Source organism: Methylobacterium sp. P5_C11, assembly GCF_054049775.1.
On record NZ_JBFULS010000007.1, the window covers coordinates 1 to 14,000 of the forward strand.

The 14,000-nt window shown below is 70.0% G+C and carries 17 protein-coding genes and 1 pseudogene; 9 read left to right on the forward strand and 9 right to left on the reverse strand.

From position 1 onward, the window contains the following. Nucleotides 1-82 precede the first annotated feature (82 nt). Nucleotides 83-1,042 (forward strand): annotated as a pseudogene (locus tag ACXJKQ_RS06005) (IS481 family transposase); the annotation flags it as partial. Here ACXJKQ_RS06005 and ACXJKQ_RS06010 read toward each other — a convergent pair. Beyond that, nucleotides 944-1,267: a YidB family protein gene (locus tag ACXJKQ_RS06010; protein WP_457104855.1), complete on the reverse strand. Its 324-nt coding sequence runs from the start codon at nucleotides 1,265-1,267 to the stop codon at nucleotides 944-946. The pseudogene ACXJKQ_RS06005 and the gene ACXJKQ_RS06010 sit on opposite strands and share 99 nt — an antisense overlap. Before the next feature lie 166 nt (nucleotides 1,268-1,433). Here ACXJKQ_RS06010 and ACXJKQ_RS06015 point away from each other — a divergent pair, with 166 nt between their 5' ends. Beyond that, nucleotides 1,434-1,694, forward strand: a complete 261-nt coding sequence (locus ACXJKQ_RS06015) for a hypothetical protein (protein WP_457104856.1) — start codon at nucleotides 1,434-1,436, stop codon at nucleotides 1,692-1,694. Nucleotides 1,695-1,705: 11 nt separating this feature from the next. Here ACXJKQ_RS06015 and ACXJKQ_RS06020 read toward each other — a convergent pair whose 3' ends face one another. Beyond that, nucleotides 1,706-2,098: a YidB family protein gene (locus ACXJKQ_RS06020; protein WP_457104857.1), complete on the reverse strand. Its 393-nt coding sequence runs from the start codon at nucleotides 2,096-2,098 to the stop codon at nucleotides 1,706-1,708. A 125-nt stretch (nucleotides 2,099-2,223) separates the two neighbouring features. Between ACXJKQ_RS06020 and ACXJKQ_RS06025 the strand changes: the two genes are divergently transcribed. From ACXJKQ_RS06025 to ACXJKQ_RS06050, 6 genes are all read left to right on the forward strand, one after another. Beyond that, complete coding sequence (locus tag ACXJKQ_RS06025) at nucleotides 2,224-3,105, forward strand: alpha/beta fold hydrolase (protein ID WP_457104858.1); 882 nt, start codon at nucleotides 2,224-2,226, stop codon at nucleotides 3,103-3,105. Nucleotides 3,106-3,237: 132 nt separating this feature from the next. Then, nucleotides 3,238-3,570 (forward strand): preprotein translocase subunit YajC, encoded by a 333-nt coding sequence (gene yajC / locus ACXJKQ_RS06030; RefSeq protein ID WP_457104859.1) that lies wholly within the window; start codon nucleotides 3,238-3,240, stop codon nucleotides 3,568-3,570. Between the two features lie 57 nt (nucleotides 3,571-3,627). Beyond that, a complete protein-coding gene (secD, locus tag ACXJKQ_RS06035; RefSeq protein WP_457104860.1) occupies nucleotides 3,628-5,232 on the forward strand; it encodes a protein translocase subunit SecD in 1,605 nt (534 codons plus the stop codon). A 190-nt stretch (nucleotides 5,233-5,422) separates the two neighbouring features. Beyond that, entirely contained in the window at nucleotides 5,423-6,364 is a 942-nt protein-coding gene (gene secF / locus ACXJKQ_RS06040; protein WP_457104861.1) for a protein translocase subunit SecF, read from the forward strand. Between the two features lie 12 nt (nucleotides 6,365-6,376). Beyond that, complete coding sequence (locus ACXJKQ_RS06045; RefSeq protein WP_457104862.1) at nucleotides 6,377-6,775, forward strand: Mth938-like domain-containing protein; 399 nt, start codon at nucleotides 6,377-6,379, stop codon at nucleotides 6,773-6,775. Beyond that, a complete protein-coding gene (locus ACXJKQ_RS06050) occupies nucleotides 6,775-7,653 on the forward strand; it encodes a phytoene/squalene synthase family protein (RefSeq protein ID WP_457104863.1) in 879 nt (292 codons plus the stop codon). The genes ACXJKQ_RS06045 and ACXJKQ_RS06050 overlap by 1 nt, the downstream gene beginning before the upstream one ends. 109 nt (nucleotides 7,654-7,762) lie before the next feature. Here the strand turns inward: ACXJKQ_RS06050 and ACXJKQ_RS06055 are convergent, their stop codons facing one another. The 5 genes from ACXJKQ_RS06055 to ACXJKQ_RS06075 all read right to left on the reverse strand — a co-directional run bounded on the left by ACXJKQ_RS06055 (nucleotide 7,763) and on the right by ACXJKQ_RS06075 (nucleotide 11,499). After that, on the reverse strand, nucleotides 7,763-8,410 hold the full coding sequence (locus tag ACXJKQ_RS06055; protein WP_457104864.1) for a protein-L-isoaspartate O-methyltransferase family protein: 648 nt from the start codon (nucleotides 8,408-8,410) through the stop codon (nucleotides 7,763-7,765). Next, nucleotides 8,407-9,171, reverse strand: a complete 765-nt coding sequence (gene surE / locus ACXJKQ_RS06060; protein WP_457104865.1) for a 5'/3'-nucleotidase SurE — start codon at nucleotides 9,169-9,171, stop codon at nucleotides 8,407-8,409. Before surE ends, ACXJKQ_RS06055 begins: the two co-directional genes overlap by 4 nt. Continuing rightward, nucleotides 9,171-10,511 carry a serine--tRNA ligase gene (serS, locus tag ACXJKQ_RS06065; RefSeq protein WP_457104866.1) on the reverse strand — a complete coding sequence of 447 codons (1,341 nt, stop codon included), beginning with the start codon at nucleotides 10,509-10,511 and terminating at the stop codon, nucleotides 9,171-9,173. Before serS ends, surE begins: the two co-directional genes overlap by 1 nt. 99 nt (nucleotides 10,512-10,610) lie before the next feature. Further along, nucleotides 10,611-10,976, reverse strand: a complete 366-nt coding sequence (locus ACXJKQ_RS06070; protein WP_457104867.1) for a YybH family protein — start codon at nucleotides 10,974-10,976, stop codon at nucleotides 10,611-10,613. A 79-nt stretch (nucleotides 10,977-11,055) separates the two neighbouring features. Next, on the reverse strand, nucleotides 11,056-11,499 hold the full coding sequence (locus ACXJKQ_RS06075; RefSeq protein ID WP_457104868.1) for an OsmC family protein: 444 nt from the start codon (nucleotides 11,497-11,499) through the stop codon (nucleotides 11,056-11,058). A 166-nt stretch (nucleotides 11,500-11,665) separates the two neighbouring features. Here ACXJKQ_RS06075 and ACXJKQ_RS06080 point away from each other — a divergent pair, with 166 nt between their 5' ends. Continuing rightward, a complete protein-coding gene (locus tag ACXJKQ_RS06080) occupies nucleotides 11,666-12,541 on the forward strand; it encodes an ATP-binding protein (RefSeq protein WP_457104869.1) in 876 nt (291 codons plus the stop codon). Between the two features lie 11 nt (nucleotides 12,542-12,552). Here the strand turns inward: ACXJKQ_RS06080 and dut are convergent, their stop codons facing one another. Both dut and ACXJKQ_RS06090 read right to left on the reverse strand, forming a co-directional pair. Continuing rightward, on the reverse strand, nucleotides 12,553-13,023 hold the full coding sequence (gene dut, locus ACXJKQ_RS06085; RefSeq protein WP_457104870.1) for a dUTP diphosphatase: 471 nt from the start codon (nucleotides 13,021-13,023) through the stop codon (nucleotides 12,553-12,555). Then, the gene (locus tag ACXJKQ_RS06090; RefSeq protein WP_457104871.1) at nucleotides 13,020-13,901 is read right to left on the reverse strand and encodes an HpcH/HpaI aldolase/citrate lyase family protein; all 882 of its coding nucleotides are present in this window, start codon (nucleotides 13,899-13,901) and stop codon (nucleotides 13,020-13,022) included. The genes dut and ACXJKQ_RS06090 overlap by 4 nt, the downstream gene beginning before the upstream one ends. Nucleotides 13,902-14,000: the final 99 nt, after the last annotated feature.

Consider the following 14,000-nt stretch of genomic DNA (forward strand, 5'->3'; position numbering starts at 1 on the left):
TGTGCAGTCCCGCGGTGTGGTGTGCAGTCCCGCGGTGTGGTGGCATCAATTTAGCTGTAACCGCCGCACACCGGGAGGCGTTATGGGACAGGTTCTTCACGGCTGCGCCACGACCACGCACGCGGTCAGAGCAACGCTACAGCGATCGAAAGCTCCGCTCAAAGATCTTGCCGCCCAGCATGGACTGAACCCCAAGACAGTCGCGAAGTGGCGTAAGCGAGCCTTCGTGCATGACGCGGCGATGGGACCGAAGACGCCGCGCTCTACCGTGCTTACGACAGAGGAAGAGGCGGTGATCGTCGCCTTCCGCCGGTACACGCTGCTGCCGCTGGACGATTGCCTCTATGCACTTCAAGCCACCATCCCGCACCTGACCCGATCATCACTGCATCGTTGTCTGCAGCGCCATGGGATCAGCCGGTTACCCGAGGTCGGCGGCGACAAGCCCGGCAAGCAAGCGTTCAAGGCCTACCCGATCGGCTTCTTCCACATCGACATCGCGGAGGTTCGCACCGGCGAAGGCAAGCTGTACCTTTGGGTAGCCATCGACAGGACGTCCAAATACGCCTTCGCCCAGCTGCACGAACGCGCTGATCGGCCCGTGGCCTGCGCCTTCCTGGAGGCACTCATCGAGGCCTGTCCTTACCGCCCGCATATCATCCTGACCGACAACGGCATCCAGTTCGCCGAGCTGCCCAAGAACCGCCGCGGCCCGACCGCCCTGTACCGCGTCAACCGCTTCGACCAGATCTGCCGGGCGCACGACATCGAGCATCGGCTCACCAAGCCAAACCACCCGTGGACCAATGGCCAGGTCGAGCGCATGAACCGGACCCTCAAGGACGCGACCGTCAAGCGCTACCACTACGACAGCCACGACCAACTGCGGGAACACCTCGCCGCTTTCCTGGATGCCTACAACTTCGCCCGGCGGCTCAAGACCCTACGCGGCCTCACGCCATACGAAGCGACCTGCCGAGCCTGGGCAGACGACCCAGGCCGGTTCAGATACGACCCAACCCATCTCACCTCGGGACTGAACATGGCGGACCTGCTCGTTGTCGAGGACCTTGCGCAGGTCGTCCGCGGTGATCGGCTCGTTCGGCCCGCGCCCGAGCCAGGAATTGACCTGGTTCTCGTAGCCGGATCGCCGAAGCTGATCGAGGAGTGCGTTGAGGCCACCCGGTAAGACCTGCTGGATCACGCCCGGCAACGCCTTGAGGGCCATCTGCCCCAGCGAGCCGCCGAGGGAATTGAGCAGACTCATATGGGCCTCCCGTCAGACAATCGGTCTTCCGGCATTTTAGGGCGCCGATCGGGAAGAGGGAGAGGCCGGCCGCCTGCGGCGGGCTCGCGTGAACCGCAATTTACTCGACAGCGCCCGGCCGTTGGCCCGGTATGCCGCCCTGGACGTCGTTCCCCGGTTGGCGGTCATGAGATCCCTGGCGCTGTGTCTCGTGCTCCTGGTGACGGCCGGCGCGGCGAAGGCGCTGCCGGTCAACGAGACCACCCGGGCCGCTGATGAGCGCGTCCTCTCGGATGCCGTCTTCGTCCGGCCGCTCTACGGCGCATATCGACATTGCGGCGGCGCCTGTCTGAAGAGCGGCACGTTGACGTGGTTCTGCTTCGCGAGGCAGAGCTGCTACCTGAGCTGCGCGACTGCGCCGCCCCTGATGAAATGCGCCGCCCCCTGAGGCCCGGACGCTCAGCGCACCTGCGTGCTGAAGTTCGGCTGCGGCTTCAGCGCCCCGTTCTCGCTCTGGTCCGCGACCGCGGCGGGCAGAAACTCGGCCAGCGCCGTGGCGACGCGCGGCTCCGGAACCCCGAGATCGTAGGCGAGGCGCTCGGTCACGCCTTCCGGCAGGCAGGCCGCGACTGCGGTCGCCGGCACCGTCTGCCGCTCACCTGACGCGAGCCACGACTCGACGGCGGCGCCGTGTCCGTCGGCGCGCAGCCTGTCGAGGAAGGCTGCCAAGCCGCCCGGATAGAACTTCGCCAGGGCCATGGCGATTTTGCCGCTGCCGGCCTCTTCGAAGGCTCGATCGGCCGCCGCGACAACATCGCCGATCAGGTTCTTCGCATCGTCGAGCAGGCCCATCACTCTTCACCGTCGCGCTTCTTCGTCGCACGGAAAATCGGGCGCCGGCCGGGATCGGCAAGCACGTGCGGCAATTGCGCGACGGAACGGGTAAGGTCCGTGCCCGGGAATCGCGGGAGCCTTCGATGAAGCGCGTGCATGCCGGCGTGCTGGACGTCGCCTATCGGGAGATCGGGCCGGCGGACGGGCCGCCCGCGGTGCTGCTCCACGGTTTCCCGTACGATGTCCACGCCTGCACGGCCTCCGCGGCGCTGCTCGCTGAAACCGGCGTGCGCTGCCTCGTTCCGTACCTGCGCGGCTATGGGCCGACGCGGTTCCTGAATCCGGCGACCCCGCGCTCCGGCGAGCAGGCGGCCCTCGGGGCCGACCTCCTGGCCTTCCTGGACGCCCTCGCCATCGAGCGCGCCGTGCTGGCCGGCTACGATTGGGGCGGCCGGGCCGCCTGCGTGGTCGCCGCGCTCTGGCCGAGCCGGGCCACGGGGCTCGTGAGCTGCGGCGTCGGCTACAACATCCAGAACATCCCGGCTGCCGGGCGGCCCGTCGCGCCGGAGACCGAGCATCGGCTCTGGTATCAGTACTACCTCCACGGCGAACGCGGGCGCGCCGGTCTCGGGGCGAACCGGGACGCCTTCTGCCGCCTGCTCTGGCAGCTCTGGTCGCCGACCTGGGGCTTCGAGGCCGCGACATTCGCCGAGACCGCGCAATCCTTCGACAACCCCGACTTCGTCGACGTCGTGATCCATTCCTACCGCCACCGCTTCGGGCTCGTCCCGAGCGATGCGGCGCTGGTGGAGACCGAGGCGCGGCTCGCCGCGCAGCCGGACATCACCGTCCCGTCCATCGTGCTCCTCGGCGCCGACGACGGTGTCGGGCCGCCACCCGAGACCGACACGGATGCCCGTCACTTCACCGGCCCGTATCGGCGTGAGATCGTCGCGGGGGTGGGCCACAACTTTCCCCAGGAAGCACCGGAGGCCTTCGCGGCGGCGGTCCGCTCGCTGCTGTAGGGACGGCGCAGGGGCGCGTCGCTTCGGCGTTGCTTTCGGGAAGCCCCTGGCTATAGTCCGCGCGCTTTTCGACCGGTCTGTCCATGCCGAAAACCGGCGGCAGGCTCGTTCGCCATTTGCAGGAGACGCTCGTTGATCACCCCCGCCTTCGCGCAAGGGGCCGCTACGGCCGCTGGCGGAGCGGAGATCGCCTTTCAGGTGGTCCCGTTCGTCCTGATCTTCGTGATCATGTACTTCCTGATCCTGCGACCGCAACAGAAGCGGGTCAAGGACCACCAGGCGCTGCTCAAGTCCGTGCGCCGGGACGACACGGTGGTCACCAACGGCGGCATCGTCGGGCGCGTGACCAAGGCGTCGGACGACCAGCCTGAGATCGAGGTCGAGATCGCCCCGAACATCCGCGTGCGGGTGGTCCGGACGATGATCTCCGAGGTCCGCGCCAAGGGCACGGTGAAAGCCGCCTGACGTCCCGGTTGAACCGGCCGGCGCCGAGCGCCGGCCCAAAAGAGAAACAGACGGCCGATGCTGCGCTTCTCCCGTGCGAAGATCATCGCGACACTAGGCTTGATCCTGGTGGGGCTGATGCTCGCCGTGCCGAGCTTCTTCTCGCCCGAGCAGCGCAAGGGCTTCGTCGCCAGCCTGCCCTCCTGGTTTCCCAGCTGGGTCGTGCCGACGCGGGCCATCGTGCTCGGTCTCGATTTGCAGGGCGGCTCGCAACTCCTGCTCGAGGTCGACCAGAACGAGCTGATCGCGTCCCAGGCCAAGGCCCTGCGCGATGATGTGCGCCGGGTTCTCCAGCAGGAGAACGTCCGCGCCGACGGCGGCATCGGCCTGCTCCAGCGCGGCGTCCAGGTGAAGGTCGCGGACGATGCGGCCCGGGCCAAGGTCCTGCCGAAGCTGCAGGAGCTGGCGCTGCCGATCACCACCTCGCTGGGCCAGACCGCCGCCCGGACCCTCGACATCGCCGAGCAGCCCGGCGGCGTGATCCGCCTGACGCTCACCGATGCCGGCATCACCGACCGCACCCGCCGGGCCGTGAGCCAGGGCATCGAGGTCATCCGGCGCCGCCTCGACTCCACCGGCACCACCGAGCCGTCGATCCAGCAGCAGGGCGCCGACCGGATCCTGATCCAGGTTCCGGGCGAACAGAATCCCGAGCGGCTCGAGCGCCTCCTCGGCTCCACCGCCAAGCTCGAGTTCCGCATGCTCGCCGACAGCCCGTCGGGCGACGTCGACATGCTGCCGTCGAAGGACGAGAAGGGCGCCAAGGTCCCGGTCGAGCGCCGGGTGATGGCCGATGGCGGCGAGCTGACCGATGCGCAGCCCTCCTTCGACCAGCAGTCCCACGAGCCGATGGTGAGCTTCAAGTTCAACCTGCGCGGCGCGCAGCGCTTCGGGCAGGCGACCTCCGAGAACGTCGGCCGGCGCATGGCGATCGTGCTCGACAACGAGGTGGTCTCCGCCCCCGTGATCCGCTCGGCAATCACCGGCGGCTCGGGCCAGATCACCGGCAACTTCACGGTCCAGCAGGCCAACGACCTGTCGGTCCTGCTCCGGGCCGGTGCGCTGCCCGCGAAGTTCACCGTGGTCGAGCGCCGCGTCGTCGGCCCGGGCCTCGGTCGCGACTCCATCGAGGCCGGCAAGCTCGCAACCCTCGTCGCTGCGGGCCTCGTGGTGGCCTTCATGTTCGCGACCTACGGGACCTTCGGCTTCATCGCCAACATCGCGCTGATGGTCCACGTCGGCCTCATCCTGGGCCTGATGTCGGTGCTGGAGGCGACCATGACGCTCCCGGGCATCGCCGGCATCGTGCTGACCATCGGAACCGCGGTGGACTCGAACGTGCTGATCTACGAGCGCATGCGCGAGGAAAGCCATGCCGGCCGCTCGCTGATCTCGGCCCTGCAGGCGGGCTTCGACCGGGCGTTCGCCACGATCATCGACTCGAACTCGACCATGGCGATCGCCGCCTTGATCCTGTTCTTCCTCGGCTCGGGCCCGGTGAAGGGGTTCGCCGTGGTCTTCATCCTCGGCATCCTGACGACGGTCATCACCGCGGTGACGCTGACCCGCATGATGATCGCGGTGTGGTACAAGACCTTCCGGCCGAAGGCCCTGCCGTTCTGAAGTTTTGGAGGGTCGACGAAGGAAGCGCTGGCGGCGCGACGGACCCCCTCTCCCGTGTGGAAGAGGGTTGGGGTGAGGGATGCGACCCATCCGGATAGGGCACGCCCCTCACCCTGTCCCTCTCCCGCACGGGAGAGGGGACCTGCGCCTCGGCTTCTCGCGTCGCGGCTCCCGTAGAAGAGACACGACCATGCGCCTGCTCCGCCTCTGGCCCGATGAATCGCATTTCGACTTCATGCGATTCCGGCGCTTCACTTTCCCGCTCTCGGCGCTGCTCTCGCTCGCCACGGTGGCGCTGTTCCTGACCATCGGGCTGAATTTCGGCATCGACTTCAAGGGCGGTACCCTGGTGGAGCTGCAGGCGAAGTCGGGCACCGCGGATGTGGCGTCGATCCGCCATACCGCCGCGGGCTTCGGCTTCGGCGAGCCGGAGGTGCAGGAACTCGGCAACCAGGGCACCGTGCTGGTGCGCCTGCCGCTCCAGCCCGGCGAACAGGGCCAGACCGCGGTGATGAACAAGGCGCACGCCGCCTTCGACAAGGATTACGACTTCCGCCGCACCGAGACCGTCGGCCCGCGCGTCTCGGGCGAACTCGTGCAGTCCGGGACCCTCGGCGTCGTGCTCTCGGTCGTGGCGGTGCTGCTCTATCTGTGGTTCCGGTTCGAGCGGGAGCTGGCGCTGGGCGCGATCGTCGGCACGCTCCACGACATCGTGCTGACGGTGGGCGTGTTCATCATCACCCGCATCGAATTCAACATGACCTCGATCGCCGCGATCCTCACCATCGTGGGCTACTCGCTGAACGAGACCGTCGTGGTGTTCGACCGGACCCGCGAGCTCATGCGCCGCTATAAGACGATCCCGACCGTCGACCTGCTCAACCTGTCGATCAACTCCACGATGTCGCGGACCGTGATGACCTCGATCTCGTCATCCCTGTCGCTGCTGGCGCTGGTGCTGTTCGGCGGCGAGGCGATCAAGGGCTTCGCCGTGGTGATGCTCTGCGGCGTCGTGATCTGCACCTATTCGGCGATCTTCATCTCGACGCCGGTGTTGATCTATCTGGGCCTGATGCTCTCCGGCGCCCGCGCGGCGGCCGAGCGTTCCGGTGTCCCGCAGGCGGCGGAGTAGTTTTTTCACGTTATGGCCGAGCCGGAGACTTCCAAGGGTTTCGAATCCGGGTTCGTGCCGGGGCGCCACATCATCGACACCTACGGCAATGGCGGCTTCCGCTTCGCCGGAATGTCCCACCGCGGCTCGATCCTGCTCCTGCCATCGGGTGTGCGCGCCTGGGAGGTGATGGAGCCCAGAGCGATCGACCGTACGGCACTTCGCCCGGTCCAGGCCGAGGCGGCGGGGATCGAGCTCCTGCTCGTCGGGACCGGCCTCGACATCGCGGCGATCGACCCAGCCCTGCGGGGCTGGCTCAAGGATTTCGGGGTCGGCCTCGACGTCATGCAGACCGGAGCTGCGGCCCGCACCTACAACATCCTGGTGGCCGAGAACCGCAAGGTCGCGGCTGCCCTGATCGCGGTGGCCTGATGCCGGAGGCCGATGGCAGGACGGCGGAGACCGGGCTCCCCTTCGCGCAATCCCATTGCGAGGATCTCGTGCGGGCCGGCGACCCGGACCGCTACTACGCGACCCTGTTCGCGCCGGCGGCGGCCCGCCCGCATCTGTTCGCCCTTTACGCCTTCAGCTTGACCATCGCACGGGTGCGCGAGGCCGCCTCGAACCCGATGGCCGGCGAGATCCGCCTGCAATGGTGGCGCGACGCACTCCAGGGGGAAGCCCGGGGCGACGTGCGCGCCAATCCGGTGGCGGCCGCCCTGGAGGAGGCGATCCGGGTGAACCGGCTCGGGCGCCAGCCCTTCGTCGACCTGATCGACGCCCGCGTCTTCGACCTCTACGAGGACCCGATGCCCCGGGTGAACGATCTGGAGGGCTATTGCGGCGAGACCGCCTCGGCCCTGCTCCGGCTGGCGAGCCTCGTGATCGGCACCGGCACAGAGCCGGGGGGTGCGGGCGCGGCCGGCCATGCCGGCGTGGCCTACGGGATCACCGGATTGCTGCGCGCCCTGCCCTGGCATGCCCGCTCGGGTCAGGTCTACCTGCCTGCCGACATCCTCGGCCGCTACGGTGTCACCCGCGAGGACATCGTCACGGGGCGCGGCGGCCCGGGCCTGCGCCGGGCCTGCGCCGACCTGCGGGGGCTTGCCCGGCAGCACCTCAAGGCCTTCGAGGCGGCCCGCCCGACCATCGCGCCCTCGGCCGGGGCCGCCTTCCTCCCCGTGGCGTTGGTGGAGCCCTACCTCGCCGCCATGGAGCGGGCGAGCTACGATCCGCTCAACACGCTCATCGAGCTTCCGCGCTGGCGGAGGATGTGGCGCCTTTGGCGCGCGTCGCGGCGGTTGGGATAGCGGCCGGGACCCGAACGGTACCGTTGGGCTTTGCCCGCGCCCGGCCGCCCGCATGCCGGAAAAGGCCCGAGGCGGCGACGTGCAGACGGCGCCGCCGGTCCCGCTGCCCTCAGAGCACCCGCGCCAGCCCGGGGGTCAGTCCTGGAAGACGGGCCGCCGCACCGGGCTCGAGCTCGGCCTCCGGCGATGCCAGAGTGGCGATCCGGCAGAGCCCGTCGCGGATCAGTCCCGTCACGAGCCGCCCGCCGGGCTCGAGCGCCGCGCGCCAGTGCGGCGGAATCGCCTGCACACTGCCCTGCACGAGGATCCGGTCGAATCCGCCATCCGGCAGGTCCGCGCCCAGCCCGTCCGCCCGGACGACATGGACCTCCGCGAGGGCCGCGAGCCGCCGCGTCGCCTCGCCGGCGAGGGTCGCGTAGCGCTCGAGGCTGAGCACCGCGCCGGCCCCGAGCCGGGCAAGCAGCGCCGTCGCGTAGCCCGATCCGGTGCCGATCTCCAGCACCCGCTGGCCCCGCTCGACCCGCAGCAGCGCCAGCATCACCGCCACAGTCGACGGCGCCGTCATGGATGCCCCGCAGGACAGCGGCAGCGCGATGTCCCGCCTGGCGTGCTCCCGGTACTGCGGCGGCGCGAAGGCCTCCCGCGGCACCTGCTCCATGGCCCGCAAAACCGCAGTGTCCCGAAGGCCCCGCCCCCGGAGCGCCATCACGAAGGCCGCGTTGCCGGCAGCCGCCTCCAGGCTGCCCAGATCGATCACTCGGCGAAGGCCTGCGCGAATCGCGTCAGCGTCGGCTCGTCGGTGAGGTCGAGGCGCAGGGGCGTGACCGAGATCCGCTTCTCGGCGATGGCCTTCAGATCCGAGCCGTGGCCCGGCTCGAACCGAGCCTTGGCGAAGGCCAGCCAGAAATACGGGTTGCCGCGTCCGTCGACCCGCGCGTCGATCGACAGCAGCGCCTGGTTGCGGAAGCCCTGCGCGGCCACCGCGATGCCCTGCACGTCGGCCGGCTCGCAATCCGGAAAATTCACGTTGACCAGGATGCCCGGCTCGATCCCGGTCTCCAGGATCTTGCGGACGACCCGCGCCCCATGGGTCCGGGCGCAGTCCCATTTGAGATTGCCGCGGCCGCCGGCCCCATAGGCCTGACTCATCGCGATGGAGCGGATGCCGAGGATCGTTCCCTCCATGGCGGCCGCGATCGTGCCCGAATAGGTCACGTCCTCGGCGACGTTCTGGCCGCGGTTGACCCCCGACAGGACGAGGTCCGGCCCGTGGTCGCCCAGGATGTGGCGCACGCCCAGGATCACGCAATCCGACGGCGTGCCCTTCACGGCGAAGCGCTGCTCCGAGACCTGCCGCAGCCGCAGCGGGTCGTTGAGCGAGAGCGAGTGCGACACGCCGGACTGGTCGCTCTCCGGCGCCACGACCCAGACGTCGTCCGAGAGTTCCCGGGCGATCTCCTCCAGGGTGGCGAGGCCCGGCGCGTGGATGCCGTCGTCGTTGGTGACCAGGATACGCATCAGCGGGTGCCCTCGATCCGGTTGAGCCCGCCCATGTAGGGGTGGAGCACCGACGGGATCGTGAGGCTCCCGTCCGGGTTCTGGTAGTTCTCCATCACGGCGATGAGCGCGCGGCCGACCGCGACGCCCGAGCCGTTGAGGGTGTGGACATAGGCCGGCTTGCCGTCCTTGCCCCGGTAGCGGGCGTTCATCCGCCGGGCCTGGAAGTCGCCGCACACGGAACACGAGGAGATCTCGCGGTGGGTGCGCTGGCCCGGCACCCAGACCTCGATGTCGTAGGTCTTCTGCGAGGCGAAGCCCATGTCTCCGGTGCAGAGGGTCATCACCCGGTAGGGCAGGTCGAGCTTCTTCAGCACCGCCTCGGCGCAGGTGAGCATCCGCTCGTGCTCGTTGGCGGATTCCTCGGGCGTGGTGATCGAGACCAGCTCGACCTTGTTGAACTGGTGTTGGCGCAGCATGCCACGGGTGTCGCGCCCCGCCGCCCCGGCCTCGGCCCGGAAGCAGGGCGTCAGCGCGGTGAAGCGCAGGGGGAGTTCCTCCTCGCGGAGGATCGACTCGCGGACGAGGTTCGTCAGCGGCACTTCGGCGGTGGGGACGAGCCAGAATTTCTCGGTATTGCCCGAAGCCGGGTCCGCATCGGAGTCCCGCGCCTTGACGGCATCTAGCCCCTTGAACACCGAGAACTGGTCGTCCTCGAACTTCGGCAGCTGCGCGGTGCCGAACATGGCGGCGTCGCGCACCAGGATGGGCGGCGCCACCTCGAGATATCCGTGCTCCTGCGTGTGCAGGTCGAGCATGAACTGGCCCAGCGCCCGCTCCAGACGGGCGAGCTGGCCTTTGAGAACCACGAAGCGTGAGCCCGACAGCCGGGCCGCCGCCTCGAAATCCATCAGCCCGGCGGCCTCGCCGAGTTCGAAATGCTCGCGGCCCTCGGTCAGCCTTTCGCGCGTCGCTGCGTGACTGCGGTAGACGACGTTGCCGTGTTCGTCCGCGCCTTCCGGCACGTCGGCCTTCGGCCGGTTCGGGATCGCGGCGAGGCGGTCGGCCAGGGCCTTGTCGGCCGCGTCCTGCGCGGCCTTCAGTTCCGGCTCGGCTCCCTTCAGCGTCGCGACCTCGGCCATCAGGGCGGCGGCACGCTCTTCGTCCTTGGCCTTCTTGGCACCGCCGATCTCCTTGGCCAGCGCGTTGCGCCGCTCCTGGTTGGCCTGCGCGGCCGAGACCGACGCCTTGCGCGCCTCGTCGAGGTCGATCAGCGTGGCCGAGAGCGGCGCGAGGCCGCGGCGTTGGAGATCGTGGTCGAAGGCGTCCGGGTTCTCCCGGATGGCGCGGATGTCGTGCATCGAGTCGGCTCGGGTCTTCTGCGCAGCGTCGAGCGCGCGGGCTCGCTTTGCCGCATCGCGCCCGGTGGGACAAGCGCGGCTGGGATCCCGTGCCGCCGGTTACGCCTTCGGCGGCGCCAGCTTGAGCTGGTCGATCGCCCAGAGCCAAGTCCCGTCCGCCTGCTCCCGGGCGACCTCCACCGAGAATGCGCCGTTGGGCAACCGCGCGAAGGTCATGGCCAGCGCGCCGTTGCGCAGGGGCGRCAGCGTCTCCGGGGCCGGGAAATCGGATTTCCGCGCCAGCAGGTCGGTGTAGAAGCTCCGGATCTCGGCATGGCCCGTGGCGACGACGCGGCCCGCCGCCAGAACCGCGTCCGGCTCGTACAGCGCGACGAGCCCCTCGACGTCGCCGGCATTGGCGCGTCGGTTGAACAGGGCGGCAAGCGCTTCGGGGGCGCGGGCGGTCTCTCGCATCTCGTCCGACATAGCGTCTCCTCGTTTGGCCTCGGCGGCCGGCCGATGGTGCGGCAATGCGCCGGACGGCCGATCTTTCCCCGACCGCCGGTCATTTCAGGCGCGTGCCGTCGCGGTCGGCCACCGAGACGGCCACCGGTATCCCGGCCTTCACGCTCTCCGAGACGGTGCAGAACCGCTCGAACTGGTCCAGCACCCGGTCGATCCGCGGCATCTCGACCACCGCCGCGCCGAGGCGGATGCGCACGTCGATCCCGGTGATGCGGAGGCGCCCCTCCCCGTTGCGCTCCACCCGGCAGGAGGCCTCGGCGGACACGCCCTGCCCGTCCTGCCGGAACTTGCCGAGGGCGAAGACGAGGCTGGCGCACAGGCAGTTCGCGACGCCGGAGATCAGCAGCTGTTCCGGGAAGGGGCCGGTCCCGCCGCCGATCGGCGGTGCCTCGTCGGTGATGAGCGCCGGCAGCGCCGCGCTGAAATCCACCGTGAAGATGTAATCGGCGACCTGGGTGATCCGGATCGTCGGTCCCGCTTCCATCGATGCCCTCCGGCGGCCCTGCGCCTCGACCTGCCGCGATGTCCAACGCCCGATCCGGGTTCGCGTTCGGAAAGCCCGCGCCCTGCGTCGGGAGACGGATGATTTCCCCGGGCGATGTCCGTAGAACCGGCTGCCTGACCGATCCGAACGCGAACCCCCCGATCCGATGACGAGCCCCGCGACCCTGGATACCCTGATGCCTCTTCTGGAGCGCATCGCCACAGCGCTGGAGCGGGCCGCGCCGACCGCCCCGCCGGCCTTCGATCCCGCCGCCGCGGACGCCTTCCTGTGGGGTCCCGAGCGCCGTCTGACCCCGGTGCCGGAGGTGGCGCGAGTGGAGATGGGCCTGCTCACCGGCATCGACCGGGCGCGCGACATCCTGGTCGAGAACACCGAGCGCTTCGCCCGCGGCCTGCCGGCCAACAACGCCCTGCTGTGGGGCGCCCGCGGCATGGGCAAGTCCTCGCTGGTCAAGGCGGCCCATGCCGAGATCAACGCCCGCCGGCCCGCCGGCAGCCGGCCGATGAAGCTCGTGGAGATCCACCGCGAGGACATCGAGGCGCTGCCCGACCTGATGGCCCTGCTGCGCCCGGACCCGCACCGCTGGCTCGTCTACTGCGACGATCTCTCCTTCGACGCGGACGACACCTCGTACAAGTCGCTCAAGACCGCGCTGGACGGCGGCATCGAGGGCCGGCCGAACAACGTGCTGTTCTACGCCACCTCCAACCGACGGCACCTGCTGGCCCGCGACATGGTGGAGAACGAGCGCTCCACGGCGATCAATCCCGGCGAGGCCGTGGAGGAGAAGGTCTCGCTGTCCGACCGGTTCGGCCTGTGGCTCGGCTTCCACAAGTGCAGCCAGGACGAGTATCTCGCGATGATCCGCGCCTATGCCGACCGCCACGGCCTCGCCGTGCCGCCGGAGCAGCTGCGCGCCGAATCGCTGGAATGGTCCACCACGCGCGGCTCGCGCTCGGGCCGGACCGCCTTCCAGTTCATCCAGGACCTGGCCGGGCGGCTCGGCAAGACGCTGGACTGACGGATACCCAGCTACCGCCCGCTCGACCCGAACCCGCCCGACCCGCGCCCCGAGGCGGGGGCCGCCTCGCCCTTCAGCACGGTCAGCACCGGTCGGGTGATCCGCGTGAAGACGAGCTGCGCGATCCGCTCGCCCGGCTCGATCCGGACGGGCTCGGAAGCGTCGCGGTTCCAGGCGGAGACCATCAGCGGCCCTTCGTAATCCGCGTCGATGACGCCGGTGCCGTTGCCGAGCACCAAGCCCTCGCGGTGCCCGCGCCCCGAACGGGGAAAGATCAGCCCGCACCACGCGGGATCGCGGATCAGGACGCTGAACCCCGCCGGAATCAGCACCGGCTTGGCCTGGGGTTGCAGCACAAGCGGCGCGTCGAGGCAGGCATGCAGGTCGAGGCCCGCGGCGGCCGACGAGCCCCAACGCGGGAAGCCCCACTCGGGCAACCGCGGGTCGAGCAGTTGCAGGCCGACTTCCGGCAGATCGCTCACGCGCCGAGCCGCCCGATCGCCTCGGCCAGGGCCAGGGTGCGCCGGGCGGACTCGACGTGGAGGCGCTCGACCATCTGCCCGTCGAGGGCGATGACGCCCCGCTCGCGGTTCTCCGGCGCCGCGAAGGCGTCGACCACGCGCCGCGCCTGCGCGATCTCGTCGGCCTCCGGCCCGAAGGCGGCGTTGGCCGGGTCGATCTGGCTCGGATGGATCAGCATCTTGCCGTCGAAGCCGAGGTCGCGCCCCTGCCGGCACTCGGCGTCGAACCCCGGCGCGTCGCGCAGGTCGGTGAATACGCCGTCGATCGCCTCGATCTCGTAGGCCCGGGCCGCAGCCAGCACCGTCATGAGCCACGGCACGAGGGCCGCCCGTCCCGGGGGCCGGATACGCGCGGCCTTCAGCAGGTCGTTGGGGCCGATCACAAAGGCGGCGAGCCGACCGTCCACGTCCCGGGCCGCCCCAGCGATCTCGGCGGCGTTCACCACCGCCATGGGCGTCTCGATCATCGCCCAGACCCGGGTCGCCTGCGGCGCGCCGAGCCGGCGCAGCCGGGAGCCGACGGCGATCAGCGTGTCGGAACTGCGCACCTTCGGGACCAGGATCGCGTCCGGCGCGGCCGTGGCCAGCGCCGTGAGATCCGCCTCGCCATCCTCGGTCTCGGGCGGGTTGATCCGCACCACCACCTCGCGGGGGCCGAAGCCGCGCGCCGCCACCGCGGCGGCGACCTGTACGCGCGCCGCCGCCCTGGCCTCGGGCGCGGTGCCGTCCTCCAGGTCGATCAGGATGACGTCGGCCGGCAGCGACCGTGCCTTTTCCAGTGCCCGGGCGTTGGAGCCGGGCATCGCCAGCACGCTGCGGCGGGGACGGATCTCGCTCATCACGCTTCTCCCGGGGCGGCGGCGCCCGCCGCGTCGCGGATAGCTCTCCGCGGGCAGGCGGGCAAGGATCCGGACGGCGTTCTGCGGCGCGGGCGACAG

Excerpts from the sequence above, each read along its gene's own strand:
- ACXJKQ_RS06010 (WP_457104855.1), bottom strand. The coding sequence starts at position 1,267 with ATGAGTCTGCTCAATTCCCTCGGCGGCTCGCTGGGGCAGATGGCCCTC.
- ACXJKQ_RS06015 (WP_457104856.1), top strand. The coding sequence starts at position 1,434 with ATGAGATCCCTGGCGCTGTGTCTCGTGCTCCTGGTGACGGCCGGCGCG.
- ACXJKQ_RS06020 (WP_457104857.1), bottom strand. The coding sequence starts at position 2,098 with ATGGGCCTGCTCGACGATGCGAAGAACCTGATCGGCGATGTTGTCGCG.
- ACXJKQ_RS06025 (WP_457104858.1), top strand. The coding sequence starts at position 2,224 with ATGAAGCGCGTGCATGCCGGCGTGCTGGACGTCGCCTATCGGGAGATC.
- secD (WP_457104860.1), top strand. The coding sequence starts at position 3,628 with ATGCTGCGCTTCTCCCGTGCGAAGATCATCGCGACACTAGGCTTGATC.
- secF (WP_457104861.1), top strand. The coding sequence starts at position 5,423 with ATGCGCCTGCTCCGCCTCTGGCCCGATGAATCGCATTTCGACTTCATG.
- ACXJKQ_RS06045 (WP_457104862.1), top strand. The coding sequence starts at position 6,377 with ATGGCCGAGCCGGAGACTTCCAAGGGTTTCGAATCCGGGTTCGTGCCG.
- ACXJKQ_RS06050 (WP_457104863.1), top strand. The coding sequence starts at position 6,775 with ATGCCGGAGGCCGATGGCAGGACGGCGGAGACCGGGCTCCCCTTCGCG.
- surE (WP_457104865.1), bottom strand. The coding sequence starts at position 9,171 with ATGCGTATCCTGGTCACCAACGACGACGGCATCCACGCGCCGGGCCTC.
- serS (WP_457104866.1), bottom strand. The coding sequence starts at position 10,511 with ATGCACGACATCCGCGCCATCCGGGAGAACCCGGACGCCTTCGACCAC.
- ACXJKQ_RS06075 (WP_457104868.1), bottom strand. The coding sequence starts at position 11,499 with ATGGAAGCGGGACCGACGATCCGGATCACCCAGGTCGCCGATTACATC.
- ACXJKQ_RS06080 (WP_457104869.1), top strand. The coding sequence starts at position 11,666 with ATGACGAGCCCCGCGACCCTGGATACCCTGATGCCTCTTCTGGAGCGC.
- ACXJKQ_RS06090 (WP_457104871.1), bottom strand. The coding sequence starts at position 13,901 with ATGAGCGAGATCCGTCCCCGCCGCAGCGTGCTGGCGATGCCCGGCTCC.